The following is a 14,170-nucleotide window of genomic DNA, read 5'->3' on the forward strand; positions in this document are numbered from 1 at the left end:
CTCGCGTGCCCAGAGAACATCCCTCATGACCGAAACCTCGTTCGGCGCGCTCGGCGTGCCGCAGCCCCTCGTCGACGCGCTCGCCGCGAACGGCAAGACCACCGCGTTCCCGATCCAGGTCGACACGCTCCCCGACACGCTCGCCGGCCGCGACGTGCTCGGCCGCGGCAAGACCGGCTCGGGCAAGACCCTCGCCTTCTCGATCCCCATGGCCGCGCGCCTCGGCGGCAAGCTCGCCGGCGGCACCCGCCGCAAGGGCCGCCCGCTGGGCCTCGTGCTCGCGCCGACCCGTGAGCTCGCGACGCAGATCGATGCGACCCTCGCGCCGCTCGCCAAGGCCTACGGCCTCACGACCACCACGATCTTCGGCGGCGTGAACCAGAACCGTCAGGTGAACGCGCTCAACGCCGGTGTCGACATCGTCGTGGCGTGCCCCGGCCGCCTCGAGGACCTCATGAAGCAGGGCTTCGTGCACCTCGACGCCGTCGAGGTCACCGTCATCGACGAGGCCGACCACATGGCCGACCTCGGCTTCCTGCCGGGTGTCACGCGCATCCTGAACGCGACGCCGTCCGGCGGCCAGCGCCTGTTGTTCAGCGCGACCCTCGACAACGGGGTCGACAAGCTCGTCAACCGCTTCCTGCAGAACGAGGTGCTGCACTCTGTCGACGAGGCGCACTCGCCCGTCGCCGCGATGACGCACCACGTCTTCACGCTGGCCGACGCCGACGCCAAGAAGGACGTCGTCAAGGCCCTCGCCTCGGGCATGGGTCGCCGCATCCTGTTCATGCGCACCAAGCACCAGGCGAAGAAGCTCGCGAAGCAGCTCACCGGCCAGGGCATCCCGGCCGTCGACCTGCACGGCAACCTGTCGCAGGCCGCGCGCGACCGCAACCTCGCGGCGTTCTCGTCCGGCGCCGTCAAGGTGCTCGTGGCGACGGATGTCGCGGCCCGCGGCGTGCACGTCGACGACGTCGAGCTCGTCATCCACGTCGACCCGCCGATGGAGCACAAGGCGTACCTGCACCGCTCCGGCCGCACGGCCCGCGCCGGCGCCGAGGGCGCGGTCGTCACCCTCGTGCTCCCCGAGCAGCGTCGCGACGTGTCGCAGCTGCTGCGCAAGGCCGCGATCTCCGTCGAGCCCGTCGCCGTCACGGCGACCTCGCCCGAGGTCGTCGAGCTCGTCGGCAAGGTCGCCCCGTACGTCAAGCCGGTCCCCGTGGCCGAGACGCCGCGCGGCACCAGCCAGGGCGCGAACGCCCAGCGCAAGCGCGCTGCGCGTGACGCACGCGAGACGGATGCTGCCGCCACCGCCGGCCGCTCCGGCGCGGGCCGTCGCCGTCGCGGTTCGGGCCAGGGCGGTTCGGCGCAGGGCGCCGGCCGTCAGCAGGCCACGGGCGGTCAGCGCCGCGACGCCGCCACCACGCACGACAAGGCCTCGCACCAGCGTCACGACCAGAGCGCAGGTCACTCGCGTTCGGCCCAGCCCACCGGCAACCCCCGCACCCCGGGCCGTCGCGCCTCGTCGGGCGGCACCGGCAAGCTCATGGTCGGCTCGGTCGTCCGCCCCAACGGCACTAACCGCCGCGGCGGCCGCTGACCCCCAGCGCACGCTTCCCAGACGCCCCGTCGCTCCCCGCGGCGGGGCGTCTTCGTTGTGCGTGCGCCGCGGCCTCGCGCCGCAGCATCCGTCCCTCCTTCCCTCCGACAGGTCAACCGGGCTTCTGCAGGACGCGTGCGCGGAGATCGGTCCTGTGGAACCGCGGTTGACCTGTCGGCGAGGTGCGCTGCGCGATGCGGGGCGGCCCTCGTCCCTGCGAAACTCGGAGATCCGGCCGGATTCGGCCCGATGGGCCGAATCCATCCGAATCCCGCGAGATCTCCGAGCTGCGCCTGACGGTCAGGCGCCGTCGCCGGCGATCGCGGCGACCGCGCGGGCGAGCTCGTCACCGGTGGGCAGGGAGTCGGGGCTGATGATCCACAACAGGCCGAGGCTCTGCACGAGGACGAACTCGAGCTTGGCGATCGCATCGAGGTCGGCGGCGCTGAGGTCGGGGCGCGCGGAGCGCAGCACCTCGACGATGCCGAGGTGCGCCTGCTCGGTGGCATCCGCCAGCGCCCGGCTCGCGCCGGCGTCGCGCGACACGCGGACGGAGTTCTCGAGGCTCGCGACCAGGGCCTCGCGGTTGGCCGCGAAGATCTCGGGCATGCGGTCGAACAGTGTGGCGAAGCCGTCGATCAGGGGGAGCGCGGCCGTCTCGTCGACGATGGCCTCCATCGCGTCGCCGATGCCGCTGCCGAGGGACTCGGTGAGCGCGGCGCTGATGAGCTCGTCTTTCGAGCCGAAGTGGTAGCCGATCGCGGCGAGGCTCACGCCCGCGGCAGCGGCGATGTCCCGGGCAGTGGCCTTGGCGACGCCCCGCTCGAGGATCACCTGTCGCGCGCCGGCCAGGAGGTCTTCGCGATTGCCCATGCGCCCATCGTACCGATGCGTCTTAGACGAACGTGCTAGACAAACGTGCGACTCACCTGTTAGACATATGTCTCATACGAACGTCTAAGAGATGGGATGCCTCATGAGCGACTTCGACGGGACGCCTCACGTCCTCGTGTCCGGTGCCGGGATCGCCGGTCTCGCCCTCGCTCTGCAACTCGTGCGGTCTGGCATCCGGACCACCGTCGTGGAGCGGGCGGCGGCCCCGCGTCCCGGCGGGCAGGCGGTCGACCTGCGCGGTGCGAGTCGCGAGGTGGCCGAGCGCATGAGCATCATGCCCGGAATCGATCGCCTCCGCGTGCACGAGGAAGGCATGTCGTATGTCGACGGCGAGGGCAGGGTCTTCGGTCGCATGTCGATGGCGGCCTTCGACGGGGAGGGCGCGGTCGCCGAGATCGAGATCGCGCGCGGTGACCTCGCGCAGGTGCTGCTCGATGCGCTGCGCGCCGCCTCCGAAGAGTCGCCGGGGCTGCTCGACCTCCGGTACGGCGACCGCCTCACCGCGCTCGCTCAGGACGAGTCCGGCGTCGACGTCCGGTTCGAGCACGCCAATCCCGAACGCTTCGACATCGTGGTCGGCGCCGACGGCGTGCACTCCCTCACTCGGCGCCTCGCCTTCGGGCCGGAGGAACAGTTCGCGACCTACCTCGGCGGCTACGCCGCGTTCTTCACGATGCCGACGCCGGCCGATCTCGAAGAGAACTGGTTCGCGATGCGGTTCGTGCCCGGAGCGACCTTCGGCATCCGGCCCGACCGCGACCCGGCGACGTCGAAGGCGATCCTCACGTTCCGCATGGACCGCGACCCCGCACTGCGCGGCGACCGAGCCGCGCAGGAGTCGCTGATCCGTGAGCGCATCGCCGGTGCCGGATGGCACGCGCCGGCAGTGCTCGAAGCGCTGGGCGAGGCATCCGATCTGTACTTCGACGAGCTGGTGCGCATCGACCTTCCCGACGTCGCGAACGGCCGGGTGGTGCTGCTCGGCGACGCCGCGTCGTGCGGCTCGCCGATGACGGGACAGGGGACCGCCGTCGCGCTCATCGGCGCGTACCTGCTGGCGGCGCGGCTCGCGGCGACGCCCGGCGATGCGCCCGGGGCGCTGCGGGCGTACTCGGCCGACATCGCGCCGTTCGCCGACAAGGGCAAGGAGATCCCCGGCGGCGGCATCAAGCGGATGGTCCCGGCGACGCGGCTCGAGGCGGCGATGTCGCGGGCGCTGACCCGCCTGATGTTCTCGCGCGCCGCGCTGCCGCTGGTCCGCCGCATGTTCGCCGGGGGCACGCCGCTGCCCCTCCCCGAGATTCCGGTGCCGGCAACACTCCGCTGACGCGCGGCTTAGGCGTCACGACGCGCGGGCCCGCTCGCATGACCCCGCGTGTTGCGCCACCCGAAGCGGCGGGGTCACAGTCCGGGGGTCACGACACGCGGCATCTCCGGTGCGACCCGTCGTGTTGCGCCACCCGAGTCCGCTGCCCAGACCCCGGGCGGGCGCCGTCAGACCCGGCGGCCGAGGATGAGGTCGGCGGCGACCTCGCCGATCACGATCGCGGGGGCGTTGGTGTGGCCGCGGATCACCGTGGGCATGACGGATGCGTCGGCCACGCGGAGTCCGGCGACCCCGCGGACGCGCAGCTCGGGGTCGACGACGGACGCGGCATCCGTCCCCATCCGCGCGGTGCCGACCGGGTGGTAGAGGGTGTGCGAATAGCGGCGGAGCGACAGCTCCGCACGTTCGGCCGGCGTCATGTGCTCCCCGCCGTCGGGCTGCACCCACGCGCCGGTCGTGAGGGCGCGGAGCGCCTCGGTGTCGATGAGGCGCTCGCACTCGGCGAGCCCCGCGAGCATGGTCTCGGCGTCGACGCCCTCGGGATCCGACAGGTACGCGGGGTCGATCAGCGGCGCGGCTGACGGGTCGGCGGACGCGAGCCGGATCGTGCCCCGGCTGCGGGGGCGCAGGAGGATCGCCCCCACCGTCAGTCCGTGCCCCGGCATCGGCACCAGGCCCTCGCCGACGTACGGGACGGGCGCGAAGATGATCTCGATGTCGGGGAGCCCTTCCGGCGCGCCCGTGCGCTCGGCGACCTCGGTGCGCACGAACCCGTAGGCCTCGGCGACGTTGGAGGTCAGCCTCCCCTTGCGGGCGGTGAGGTACCTCGCGAGCTCGGCGGGCTTCTCGGCGTCGTACAAGGTGCCGCCCTTCGCGGCCGGCGCGAGGCCCGCGACGAGGTGGTCCTGCAGGTTCGCCCCGACATCGGGGGCGTCTACTACGACCTCGATCCCGTGCTCGGCGAGATGCTCAGCCGGGCCGATGCCGCTCAGCATGAGCACCTGCGGAGTGTTCACCGCTCCGCCCGACAGGACGATCTCGCGCCGGGCGCGCACGTGGCGCGTGATCCCGTCGACGTCGACGTACGCGCCGGTGGCGCGGGGCTCCGCCCCGTCCTCCTCGGCAGCGATGAAGGTGATCCGGCGCACGTGGGCACCCGTCATCACCCGTAGGTTGCGCCGGCCCTTCGCGGGACGCAGGTAGGCGTCGGCCGTCGAGGCACGCGCGCCGCGGTGCTCGCTCACCATCGTCTGCGAGAAGCCCTGCCCCTCGGGCAGATTCGCGGGAGTGACAGGATGCCCCGCCTCGCGCGCCGCCGCCAGGAACGCGGCGGTATGGGGCCGGGGATCGCGCTGGTGCTCGACGGCTTGGGGGCCGTGCGCGCCCTGTGTCGCATCCGCCGGGTCGGACGTGCGCTCCACACGCTGGAAGTAGGGGACCAGCGCGTCCCACGACCACGTGGGGCCCGCGGCATCCGCCCATTCGTCGTAGTCGGCGGCGAAGCCGCGCACCCACATCATGGCGTTGAGCGACGACGACCCGCCCAGGGTCTTGCCGCGGGGCCAGTACACGGTACGGCCCTCGAGGCCCGGTTGGGGGACGGTGTCGTAGTTCCAGTCGTAGGCGCCGCGGAACAGCTTCGAGAAGGCGGCGGGCACGTGCAGCTCGAGCGCCTTGTCGGGGCCGCCGGCCTCGAGCAGCAGCACCGAGACGTTGCGGTCGTCGCTCAGCCGCGCCGCGAGCGCCGCTCCCGCGGAGCCCGCTCCGACGACGATGTAGTCGGCCTCGAGCCCGTCGGAGCCGAAGTCGGCCGTCACGCCCGCATGGCCTTCGTGAGCGTCTTCACCAGTCCGGGAAGCTTGCCGTCGACGAGGTAGCGCGTGAGCCCGGCGCTGACCTCGGCGCCGGTGCGCGAGCTCACGAACCACGGCGGCGTCGGCAGGATCGTGAACACGCCCTTGCCGACCGAACGGGGGAAGGGCCGGAACGGGCCGCGGGCGACCGACCGCTCGACACGGTCCAGCAGCAGCGCGTTGTGCACGACGCCGATGCCGCTCGACACGTCGTCGAGCGTCGCTCCGGGGAAACCGCCCCACGTGAGGCGTGCGGTGAGGAAGTTGAAGGCCGTCCATGTGTTGATCGCGATGTCGCCGTAACGCAGGTCGGCTAGCGCGCGCTCGAATCCTTCGCCCAACGCTTCCTCGGTGGCGGGGTCGATGATCACGTTGGCACCGAGGGTGCCGGTGAGCCTGTCGTTCGCGTGCGCGACCGCGGCGTCGAGGAACTCCTGGCCGGTGCCGCCGACCTCGACGACCCCGAGGATGGGCGCGAAGTACTCGACCGTCTCCACCGGGTCGTCTCCGGCGCCGGCTTCGACGATCACGCGCGTGCGGTCGGCGCTCCACACGGCATCGGGATACGCGGATGCTGCGGCCTCCAGCCGCTCTTCGCTGCGGGGGTACCAGACCGGGCGCTCCGGCGCCGCGGCGTACGCCGCATGCAGCTCCCGCAGGAACTCCGCGCGCTGCGGCCAGTCGGAGCTCATGATCACGACCTGGCCGGCGATGCAGTTGTGCCCGGCGTTCACGAGGCGCATTGTCGCGACGTGCTCGGCCTGGTACTTCAGGTCTGCCGCCGACCACCTTCCCGGCACCACGATGATGGGTGAGACGCCGCCGAGCTCGGCCGTGATCGGAACCTGAAGCTTCGGGCTTGCCGACGCGCGTGCTGCCGCAGCATCCGTTCCGGTGCCCCACACGATCGCGTCGAACGTGACTGCCGAGCCGGTGATGTGCACGTGCGCGAAGCGCGGGTGCGAGGTCAGGTAGGCGCCGGTCGCGGCCCCGCCGCGCACGATGCGCACGAAGCCGGGCTCGATCAGCGGGGCGAGCGCGCGCTCGAACACCGGCACGAGCGCGTCCTGCGTCGGGTTGACCTTGAGCAGCGCCACGCGATTGTGCGCGAAGAGCTCGTACAGCACGTCGGCGACCGGGATGGAGCTCACATTTCCCGCGCCCAGTACGAGGCCGACGCCACCCGACACGGTCGGGGTCAGCTGGGCGAGGCCCGCCGCGCGGGTCGCCTCGATCGCGGAGACGCCCGGCTCGAACCACACCTCGCCGGTGAAGCCCGACAGCAGGAACTTCTCGGTGCCGTTCAGGGGGAAGGTGTTCGCGCGCAGGCGCCCGCCGGGAGCCTCGTCGAGCGTGACGCCGTCGAGCGGGCTGCGGCCCTTCGCGAGCGCCTCGAGCGTCTCGCGCAGCGCGTCGAGCAGTCCGATGATGGCGTAGGGCCCGCCGAGCCACTCTTCGCCCGACAGCGGATGCCCCGGCTCCAGCCCCTTCGACATGGTCGCGGCGTCGGCCCACTCCTGTGCGACGACGCCGACGGCGTCGCGCACGCGGCCGAGCAGGCGGGCCCGCTGGTCGAGGGTGAGCGCGACCCACACCTTCGCGCCCGCTTCGAGCCGATCGATGTCGGCGTCGAGCGCCGCGCGCTCGTCGGCCGGAAGGTCGGACTTCGGCGCGCGCTTCGCTGGCGCCTTGCGCGGCTTCGCCGGTGTCGCGGACGAGGTGGGGGACATGTGTTCTCCTTCGAACTCGCGGCGACTCCCGCTCGTGAGTCCGTCACCGGGCATCCTATGTCACCGTGCCTGTGCGGCGGCACTCGGTCTCAGGTGGGCTGCGACTCGGTGTCGTGGTGGTCGATGTCGGCGCGGCGCAGCGGGTAGCGGGCGAGGGTGACAAGGCTCAGCGCGATCAGCACCGCCGGTGCGAGGCTGAAGCTCACGACGATGCCCGTGATCGCGGCATCCGGCTGCTCCACCACCTGCGTGCCCGTCGACGAGACGTATCCCGTCATGGCCAGGATCACCGCCAGCGTCGTCGCGCCGAGCGCGAAGCCCACCGTCTCGCCTGCGGTCCACACGCCGCTGAACGACCCCGCGCGGCCGGGGCCGTGCGTGCGCTCGTCGTGCGAGATGACGTCGGGGAGCATCGCCATCGGGAGCGACTGCATGCCGGCGTACGCGATGCCCGCGATGCCGACCGGCACGTAGATCCAGTCGCCCGGCGCCCACAGCATGCCGAGGATCGACAGCGCCGCGATCGCGAAGACGACGCTCGCGATCGTGAACGTCCGCTCCTTGCCGATGCGGCGCGCGACCACTCCCCACGCGGGGGCGGCGAGCAGCGCCGGCGCGATCAGCGCGACGAACAGCAGCTCGACCGCGGCCTGCGAGTGCAGCACCCAGGTCGCGACGTACTGCGCGCCGGCGAGCATCAGTCCGGTGGCCAGCGCCTGCAGCACGAACGTCGACAGCAGCATCCGGAACGCCCTGCTGCGCCGGAGTGCGCCGATCCCCTCGGCGAAGTGCGCCCGGATCCCGGCGGCCGGCGCCTCCGTCGCTCCGTCTTCCGGCGAGAGTGCAGCTGGTCGCCGAGACGCTGGTTCGTTCCCCACCTCTCGGCGACCAGGTGCACTCTCGCGGATCGGCTGAGGGGCGACGCCCGGAACCTCTGGGCGCGCGGGCCCAGCTGCGCGTTTGGCGACGCCCGTGGCGACCAGCATCCCGATCCCGATGACCACACCGCAGACGACGCCCATCACGACGTACTGGACGAACGGGTCCTCGGACACCCGACGCAGCGCCGGACCCCCGGCGCCGAACAGCAGGATCGCGAGCGTGAGCACGACGACGCGCCATGTCAGCAGCCGCGTGCGCTCGTCGTAGCGCGGGGTGAGCTCGGCGGGAAGCGCGATGTAGGGCACCTGGAAGAGGCTGAACGCCGTCGCCGTGAGCGTGAACGCGAGCAGCACCCAGATGCCGGCGACCAGCGGCCCGAGCGATGGCGGCACCGCGAACGTCAGCGCGAACAGCACCGGCAGCGCGAGCGCGCCGATCAGCATCAGGCGTCGACGGCTGCCGTGGCGAGCGAGGTCGCGGTCGGTGAGCGCGCCGATGACCGGGTCGATGACGACGTCCCACACCTTCGCGACCGTGATGACGGCGCCGGCTGCGAGCGCGGCGACTCCGAGCGAGTCGGTGAGGTAGTAGGTCAGCACCAGGCCGGGCAGGGTCGCGAAGCCGCCCGTGCCGAGCGAACCGGTCGCGTAGCGCGCGATCGTGCCCCGGCTGAGACGGGCGGAGGAGGTGGATGCCGGAACCCCAGTCGCCGGCGGAGCCTCATTGCTCATCGCGCCAGTGTAGGTCAGCCGTGTCGATCGATCGGTCCCCCTGTGGACACCGCCGCGCGGTCAGGATTCGGCGCGGACGGCGGCCTCGACCGCCCGGAGGCCGGCGAGGGTCTCGGCGAACGACGTCGAGAGCGGCGAGAGGCCGATGCGCAGCCCGCCGGGATCCCGGTAGTCGGGGATCACGTCCTGCGTCCACAGGCGGGCGGTGACCGCGCGCATCGACGGGTGCGACAGCGTCACGTGCCCGCCGCGCTCGGCGGGGTTCCGCGGCGAGGCGACCGTGACCCCGAGTGGAGCGAGCAGTTCGTCGGCCACACGCACGGCGAACTCCGTGAGTGCGACCGACTTGGCGCGTACGGCCTCGATGCCGACCTCGCCGAGCAGGTCGAGGGTGTCCTGCATCGCGAGCATGCCGACGATGGGCGGCGTGCCCGAGAGGAAGCGCCGCATGCCGTCGGCAGGGCGGTACTCCGGCCCCATCGCGAAGACGTCGGCCGTGCCCATCCACCCCTGGATGGGCTGTGCGAGCCGATCCTGCAGCCGTGCGGCGACGTAGGCGAACGCCGGCGAACCGGGACCGCCGTTGAGGTACTTGTACGTGCAGCCCACCGCGAGGTCGAAGTCCCACGCGTCGGCCTCGACCGGCACGGAGCCTGCAGAGTGGCACAGATCCCAGAGGATGAGCGCGCCGGCGTCGTGCGCGACGCGGGTGAGGGCCGCGGCATCCGCCAGGTATCCCGACCGGTACGCGACGTGCGACAGCAGCACGACGGCCGTCTCGGGGCCGACCGCCGCGCGGAGCGCGTCAGCCGACACACCGCCGTCGAGGTCGACGTGGATCCACCTGATGCGCCCGCCGCGTTCCGCGGCGATGCCCTCGACCAGGTAGCGGTCGGTGGGGAAGTTGTCGCGGTCGACGACGATCTCGACGCGTGCCGGATCCGCGGCGACGGCGGCGTCGAACGCCGCGCGCAGCAGCTTGTAGAGGAGCACGGTCGTCGAGTCGCCGATCACCGTCTGACCCGCCGCGGCGCCGATCGCCGCGCGGCCGACGGCGTCGCCGATGTCGAAGGGCAGCTGCATCCACGACTCGTCCCAGCCGCGGATGAGGCGCCCGCCCCACTCGTCTCGCGCGAACGCGGCGAGCCGCTCGACGCTCGCGCGCAGGGGGCGCCCGAGCGAGTTGCCGTCGAAGTACACGAGCGACGTCTCGGCTCCGACGAACGCGTCGCGGTGCGCGCGCAACGGGTCGGCGGCGTCGAGAACGGATGCCTCGTCCTCGAGTCGCTCGGCCACCGGCGCCTCGGTCGGGTCAGTGGTCGTCATGGATCAGCTCCTCGGTCGGGACGACGGTCGCGCCCCGCAGCCACTCGGCGACCTCGTCGAGGCCGGTCGGCGGCGGGCCGGGGACGAAGGTGCAGACGCCCGAGGGCGGGTCGGCGAGCGGCCACGGATCGGCCAGCGCCGAGATGAGCGCCGCACCGCGGATTCCCGCGCGGTCGAGCGCCGCGACCTCGTCGGGGTTGACGCCCACCGGCTGCTCGCCGTTGCCGAGGTCCGTGCCGTAGAGCACGCGTCCGCCCGCGGCGGCGAAGCCCGCGAGGTTCACCCGCGCGAACTCGGCCGCCTCGTCGTCGTCGCGGTGGATCGCGAGGGTCGAGATCCACACCTGGCCTGCGGCGACCGCGTGCGCAGTGAAGTGGCGTCCGACGAACTCGGTGAACGGCGTGTGGGCGAAGCCGTCGACGCCCGCGTCGAGCGCGAGTTGCGGCATCCCTTCGCCCTCCGCATGTGCGACGACGGGCAGCCCGCGCTCGCGCGCGACCTCCACGATCGCGGCCAGCGCCTGTGCGTCGAGCACGGGACCCGCGACGCTGTTGAGCGCCGCCTTGATGACGGATGCCCCGAACGACGCCTGCTCGTCGACCGCGGTCGCCGCACCGCCGGCGACGCCGGGGTGGGTCGACGCGTCCGCGATCTCGCGCGCGATCTCCGCGGGTGCCCAGGGTCGGCCGACCGGGTATCCGCCGACCGCCGTGAGGAACGCGCCGGCATATGCCACGCGCGGAATGCTGTGGTTCCCCCGCCGTGCCAGTGCCACCGGGTCGCCGCCGAGATCGACGACGCCGGCGATGCCGCCTGCGGCCAGACCGCTCTCGTCGATGAGGTGCAGGTGCACGTGGTGGTCGGTGAACGGAGGCAGCGAGACACCGTGCTCGCCGGTGATCGCCCGGCGGCAGAGCGCCGCCTCGGCGCCGAGGAGTTCGCGCAGCGCGTCGGGATCGTGCGACATCACAGCTCCGTCCGCACGGCGTACAGCTCGGGGAAGAACGTGAGGTCCAGTGCGCGCTGCAGGAACGGCACGCCGCTCGAGCCGCCGGTGCCCGTCTTCAGGCCGATGATGCGCTCGACCGTCTTGAGATGGCGGAAGCGCCAGAGCTGGAAGTTGTCCTCGAGGTCGACGAGCTCCTCGCACGTCTCGTAGGCCGCCCAGTGGGCCTCAGGGTCGCGGTAGATCTCGGTGAGCACCGGCACGAGCTCCGGAGTGTAGGTCCACGCCTTCGTGACATCGCGCTCGAGCACCTCGGCGGGGATCGGGTAGCCCGAGCGGGCGAGCATCGCGAGGAACTCGTCGTAGAGGCTCGGCGCCTCGAGCGCCGCAGCGACGAGGGCGTGGGCGGCGGGGTCGGAGGCGAACACCCGCAGCATGGCGGCGTTCTTGTTGCCGAGCGTGAACTCGACGGCGCGGTACTGCGCCGACTGGAATCCGCTGGCGTTGCCCAGCACGCCGCGGAACTGCCCGTATTCGGCGGGCGTCAGCGTCGCGAGCACCGACCACTGCTCGGTGAGGGTCTTCTGGACGTGCTTGACGCGTGCGATGCACTTGAGCGCGGGGGCAAGCTGGTCCTCGCGCAGCAGCCGGCACGCGGCGCCGAGCTCGTGCAGCACGAGCTTCAGCCACAGCTCCGTGGTCTGGTGCTGCACGATGAACAGCAGCTCGTCGTGGTGCTCGGGGTTGCTCAGCGGCCGCTGGGCCGACAGCAGGGTGGCGAGATCGAGGTAGCCGCCGTAGCTCATGCGGTCCTCGAAGTCGGTGACGACGGATCCTTCGATCGCCCGGGTATTGCGTTCGACGCTCACGGCCTCAGCCTAATTCGGCGGGGGTCCGCCGCGTCAGACCCGACCGCGAACCCGGGTCGATCCGGACCTCAGATGAGGGAGAGCTCCCGCAGCTTGGACTCGACGTCGGCGTTCGACGGCTCGACGTGGTGCGACGCATCCGGGTACACGACGACCGGGATGTTGGTGCGGCCCGAGATGTCGCGGGCGACGTCCGCAGCGGCGGGGTCGGCGACGAGGTCGACGTAGGTGTACGAGATGCCGAGCTCGTCGAGCTGCTTCTTGGTGCGGATGCAGTCGCGGCACCAGTCGGCGCCGAACATCGTGATGGTGGAGGGGGAGGAAGCCGGGGAAGTCACCATTCCATTCTCAGGGATGGAACCTGGGTGGGCGCCGCGTGCGGCGCCCACCCGCGATCGTCACCAGCTCGTCGGCTTCGGCGGCTGGTAGGCCCACACGTCGAAGAACGTGGTGAGGTCCTGATGGGAGACCTCTTCCGAGAGTGCGATGAAGTCGGCAGTGGTCGCGGTTCCGCCGCCGAAGCGTACGACCCACTGCTTCGCGATGTCGAAGAACACCTCGTCGCCGACCTTCTCACGCAGGGCGTGCAGCAGCGCCGCGCCGCGGTTGTACACCGGCGTGCCGAACAGGCCGAACGGGCCAGGGTCGGCGAGCACGGTGTTCCACGCGGACTGCGAACTCGAGCTCATCAGCGCGTTGAACCGTGCGTCGGCGGTCTGTCCGCCGTTGTGCTCGGTCCACATCCACTCGGAGTACGTCGCCCAGCCCTCGTTGAGCCAGATGTCGGCCCAGCGGCCCGGGCTCACCTGGTTGCCCATCCACTGGTGTGCGAGTTCGTGGGCGACGGTGCCCAGCCCCGCCGAGCTCGAGAAGAACGACCGGGTCTGCGTCTCCAGCGCGTACGACACGGAGTCGTTGTCGACGATGGCGCCGTACGAGACGAAGGGGTAGTCGCCGTACAGGCCCTCGAAGAAGGTGAGCATGTCGCTGGTCCTGGCGAGGTTCGCGTACTGGGCCGGCTGCCGCGACTTGTCGATCGCGTCGATGATCGGCGTGCCGTTCGCGGCCGTGTACTGCTCGAGCCGGAAGTCGCCGACCGTCGCGGTCGCGAGGTACGCGGCCATCGGGTCGGGCGCGTTCCAGCGCCACGTGGTCCTGCCGTCCGCGGTCTCCGCCCCCTCGAGGAGTCCGTTGGCGACGGCGACGCGCCCTTCGGGCACGGTGATCTCGTACGAGTAGGTCGCCTTGTCGGTCGGGTGGTCGCTCACCGGGAACCAGGTCGACGAGCCGTCGGGCTCGCTCACCACCATCGCCCCGTCGCGCGTGGTCACCCACCCGTAGAGTGCGTCTTCGATGTCGGTCGGACGACCGGTGGTGCCGCCGTAGGTCACGACCACCGTCGCGGACTGCCCGGTCTTGAGCTTCGGGCGCGGCGTGACGACGAGCTCCCCAGAGCCCTGCGCGAACGCCATGCTCTTTCCGTTCACCACGACCGACGACGCGGTGAGCCCCCGCAGGTCGAGGTTGAAGCGGTCGATGTCGGCCGTCGCGACCAGGTCGATGGTCGCCACCCCCGTCAGCTGCCCTTCCAGGGGAGCGGGCGCGGGCGGCGGCGGCGTGTAGTCGAGATCGAGGGCGTAGTGCTGGACGTCGATGCCGCCGTTGCCCGCGAACGGGAAGTACGGGTCGCCCGCGCCCTCCGACCCCGGGGCGTAGCGGGGGCCGGGTGTGCCGCCGGGTGCCGCGTTCGCCCCGGCGGCGCCGGCGAGCGAGGCGACGATGAGTCCGGTGGCGAGCGAGCCGAGGGCGATCGACCTCGCGATCCTCGGTGACGGGCGATGGGACGGACGTGCGGGCATGGCAGCCTCCGGGGTCGGCGAGGGTTTTCGCCCAGCATCCTCGGGTTGCGCACGCGTGTCGAGGGGCGATTCGCCGCCGTGCGTTGACCGAGGGTCTCCCATGCGTCTGCTGAACCGCCCGAGTCGGATTCGCCGGTGCATGGGAGGATAGCC

11 protein-coding genes are annotated in these 14,170 nt (G+C 71.9%); 2 read left to right on the top strand and 9 right to left on the bottom strand.

What is annotated here, in order from left to right; genetic code table 11:
* Nucleotides 1–25 precede the first annotated feature (25 nt).
* Nucleotides 26–1,600 (top strand): DEAD/DEAH box helicase, encoded by a 1,575-nt coding sequence (locus tag ACLBXX_RS14630; protein ID WP_447658601.1) that lies wholly within the window; start codon nt 26–28, stop codon nt 1,598–1,600.
* A 300-nt stretch (nt 1,601–1,900) separates the two neighbouring features.
* On the opposite strand, the gene ACLBXX_RS14635 is transcribed toward ACLBXX_RS14630, so the two are convergent.
* A complete protein-coding gene (locus tag ACLBXX_RS14635) occupies nt 1,901–2,473 on the bottom strand; it encodes a TetR family transcriptional regulator (RefSeq protein ID WP_447658602.1) in 573 nt (190 codons plus the stop codon).
* A gap of 103 nt (nt 2,474–2,576) precedes the next feature.
* Here ACLBXX_RS14635 and ACLBXX_RS14640 point away from each other — a divergent pair, with 103 nt between their 5' ends.
* Nucleotides 2,577–3,821 carry an FAD-dependent monooxygenase gene (locus tag ACLBXX_RS14640; RefSeq protein ID WP_447658603.1) on the top strand — a complete coding sequence of 415 codons (1,245 nt, stop codon included), beginning with the start codon at nt 2,577–2,579 and terminating at the stop codon, nt 3,819–3,821.
* 167 nt (nt 3,822–3,988) lie between these two features.
* Here ACLBXX_RS14640 and ACLBXX_RS14645 read toward each other — a convergent pair whose 3' ends face one another.
* The 8 genes from ACLBXX_RS14645 to ACLBXX_RS14680 all read right to left on the bottom strand — a co-directional run bounded on the left by ACLBXX_RS14645 (nt 3,989) and on the right by ACLBXX_RS14680 (nt 14,017).
* Entirely contained in the window at nt 3,989–5,638 is a 1,650-nt protein-coding gene (locus tag ACLBXX_RS14645; RefSeq protein WP_447658604.1) for a GMC family oxidoreductase, read from the bottom strand.
* A complete protein-coding gene (locus tag ACLBXX_RS14650) occupies nt 5,635–7,404 on the bottom strand; it encodes an aldehyde dehydrogenase family protein (RefSeq protein ID WP_447658605.1) in 1,770 nt (589 codons plus the stop codon). The genes ACLBXX_RS14645 and ACLBXX_RS14650 overlap by 4 nt, the downstream gene beginning before the upstream one ends.
* An 89-nt stretch (nt 7,405–7,493) precedes the next feature.
* Nucleotides 7,494–9,017: an MFS transporter gene (locus ACLBXX_RS14655; protein WP_447658606.1), complete on the bottom strand. Its 1,524-nt coding sequence runs from the start codon at nt 9,015–9,017 to the stop codon at nt 7,494–7,496.
* Nucleotides 9,018–9,077: 60 nt separating this feature from the next.
* A complete protein-coding gene (locus tag ACLBXX_RS14660) occupies nt 9,078–10,343 on the bottom strand; it encodes a kynureninase (RefSeq protein WP_447658607.1) in 1,266 nt (421 codons plus the stop codon).
* Nucleotides 10,330–11,310 carry a hypothetical protein gene (locus ACLBXX_RS14665; RefSeq protein WP_447658608.1) on the bottom strand — a complete coding sequence of 327 codons (981 nt, stop codon included), beginning with the start codon at nt 11,308–11,310 and terminating at the stop codon, nt 10,330–10,332. Before ACLBXX_RS14665 ends, ACLBXX_RS14660 begins: the two co-directional genes overlap by 14 nt.
* Entirely contained in the window at nt 11,310–12,158 is an 849-nt protein-coding gene (kynA, locus tag ACLBXX_RS14670; RefSeq protein WP_447658609.1) for a tryptophan 2,3-dioxygenase, read from the bottom strand. The genes ACLBXX_RS14665 and kynA overlap by 1 nt, the downstream gene beginning before the upstream one ends.
* A gap of 68 nt (nt 12,159–12,226) precedes the next feature.
* Nucleotides 12,227–12,460 (bottom strand): glutaredoxin domain-containing protein, encoded by a 234-nt coding sequence (locus ACLBXX_RS14675; protein ID WP_045297699.1) that lies wholly within the window; start codon nt 12,458–12,460, stop codon nt 12,227–12,229.
* Nucleotides 12,461–12,556: 96 nt separating this feature from the next.
* Nucleotides 12,557–14,017, bottom strand: a complete 1,461-nt coding sequence (locus tag ACLBXX_RS14680; RefSeq protein ID WP_447658610.1) for a M1 family metallopeptidase — start codon at nt 14,015–14,017, stop codon at nt 12,557–12,559.
* Nucleotides 14,018–14,170: the final 153 nt, after the last annotated feature.

This window comes from Microbacterium sp. C23T (genome assembly GCF_053345975.1).

What these genes read in the sequence shown, in the direction of transcription:
- ACLBXX_RS14630 (WP_447658601.1), top strand. Translation starts at nt 26, where the DNA reads ATGACCGAAACCTCGTTCGGCGCGCTCGGCGTGCCGCAGCCCCTCGTC.
- ACLBXX_RS14635 (WP_447658602.1), bottom strand. Translation starts at nt 2,473, where the DNA reads ATGGGCAATCGCGAAGACCTCCTGGCCGGCGCGCGACAGGTGATCCTC.
- ACLBXX_RS14640 (WP_447658603.1), top strand. Translation starts at nt 2,577, where the DNA reads ATGAGCGACTTCGACGGGACGCCTCACGTCCTCGTGTCCGGTGCCGGG.
- ACLBXX_RS14650 (WP_447658605.1), bottom strand. Translation starts at nt 7,404, where the DNA reads ATGTCCCCCACCTCGTCCGCGACACCGGCGAAGCCGCGCAAGGCGCCA.
- ACLBXX_RS14655 (WP_447658606.1), bottom strand. Translation starts at nt 9,017, where the DNA reads ATGAGCAATGAGGCTCCGCCGGCGACTGGGGTTCCGGCATCCACCTCC.
- ACLBXX_RS14660 (WP_447658607.1), bottom strand. Translation starts at nt 10,343, where the DNA reads ATGACGACCACTGACCCGACCGAGGCGCCGGTGGCCGAGCGACTCGAG.
- ACLBXX_RS14665 (WP_447658608.1), bottom strand. Translation starts at nt 11,310, where the DNA reads ATGTCGCACGATCCCGACGCGCTGCGCGAACTCCTCGGCGCCGAGGCG.
- ACLBXX_RS14675 (WP_045297699.1), bottom strand. Translation starts at nt 12,460, where the DNA reads ATGTTCGGCGCCGACTGGTGCCGCGACTGCATCCGCACCAAGAAGCAG.
- ACLBXX_RS14680 (WP_447658610.1), bottom strand. Translation starts at nt 14,017, where the DNA reads ATGCCCGCACGTCCGTCCCATCGCCCGTCACCGAGGATCGCGAGGTCG.